The sequence below is a fragment of the Streptomyces sp. NPDC005574 genome (assembly GCF_040605435.1).
In the GTDB taxonomy this organism is placed as follows: Bacteria; Actinomycetota; Actinomycetes; order Streptomycetales; family Streptomycetaceae; genus Streptomyces.
Genome location: NZ_JBEXCW010000309.1, coordinates 1 through 1,598 on the forward strand (window position 1 = coordinate 1; position 1,598 = coordinate 1,598).

Here is a 1,598-nt window from a genome sequence, read left to right on the forward strand (position 1 = left end):
GAGGTCGGGGCGATGAGCAGCTTGGGGCGGGAGGTCTTGGTCTCGCCCACGGTGACCGCTTCGCTGACCGTGGTGGCCGTGGTGTTGGCCAGGCCCTCCAGGTAGGAGGTGGCGGCGTTCCACAACGTGGTGCTGGCGCCGGCCGCGGTGAAGGTGGTCGTCTCGCCGTCGGAGCTCTTCAGGGTGAAGGAGCCGCTGAAGCTGCCGGTGAGGTCGTAGTCCTCGGCGCCGACCTCCGGGATCCAGCCGGTCTTCGCCGCGTTCTGGGTGAAGTTCAGCCGCGTGTCATCGCCGGCGGCGCCGACACTCACCGACGTCGCAGAGGTTTTCGCCAGCACCGTCCACGGGGTGGAGGTCTGGGCGCCGGCGGCGCCGTAGAGCCACTCCTTGCCGAAGATCGGCGCCTGCTGGCTGGTGCCGGCACCCGCCTGCGGGGAACGGGAGGAAGCGGTGCGGTCGACCGACAGGCCGAAGAAGGAAGCGTCGTTGTCGGACAGCGTGTAGTCGCCGGTCAGCAGGTTCAGCGAACCAGGCCCCACATCCTCGGAAGCAGCACCGTCGGCGTTGCGGTCGACGGTGGCGTTGACCGGGTCCGACGAGGCGGAGGCGCTGGAGGGGCCGGTGAAGTCGGCCCGGATCTGCACCGCTCCGTCCGGGTTCACGCTCGAGGTGGCGTTCCAGGTCAGCTTCGGGCTCTTGCCGCTGGTCAGAGCCACCGGCCAGGACGACAGCGGCTGCCCGCCGGTCGTCACGTCACCTGCCGGGATGACGGTCCAGGTGTCGGCCTCGCCGCGGCGCCAGGAGAAGGTCACCTTGTCGAACTTCGAGCCGTCCGCCTCAGCGGTCAGCGGCAGCCGGGCAGCGGTGCGGGTGCCCTCATCAGGACTGGTGACACCGCCGGGACCGACATGGAAGGTGTAGGACAGGGCCTCGGACTTGTTGTCCGCCTTGTCGGTCGCCCGCACCTGCAGCGTGTTGGTGCCCGCCTTGGCGGGCTTGACGGTGACGTTGACCGGGGTGGTGCCGCTGGTGGCGACCTTCGTCCAGGTCGTCCCGTCCAGCGACCACTCGATGCCGTTCTGGTCACCCGATGGAGGCGTCACCTTGAACACGCCGGCCTGGCCGGCGCCCTTGACCCATGAGGCGGAGGGATAGTCGGTGGAGGTCACCGCGGTCGGCGCGGACGGAGCGGAGGTGTCGACGGTGAACGTCGCATACGGCGACCAGTCGTTGTTGTAGTGCAGCCCGTCGTAGGGGTTGGTGCGGAACTTGTAGGTCTTGCCGTTCGTCAGCAGACCCGCGGGAACCGTCACCGACGCCGGCTGCCCCGACGGCACGTACGGCGACACCAGATAGTTGCCGACCTGCGTGCTGGTGGCGGCGTCGTCGACCTCGAAAGTGCCGTCGACCTTGTCGTTGTTGACGTCGACGAACGTGTCACTCAGCGTCGGCGTCGTGGTGTTGACGTACCAGGCCCCGGAGGCGTCCTGGAAGAACGGCGGACCGGCCTGCTGGTCGGTGCCGGTCTTGGGCCGGTAGTTGTAGGTCACCGACAGCTTGGGCGGGTTGGACGCGGCGTTCGCCGAGTTGAACCGCTT

The 1,598-nt window shown here is 68.6% G+C and carries 1 pseudogene; it reads right to left on the reverse strand.

Annotation, left to right across the window (positions count from 1 at the left end):
- Positions 1-1,598: pseudogene (locus ABZT03_RS44385) on the reverse strand (sugar-binding protein); the annotation flags it as partial.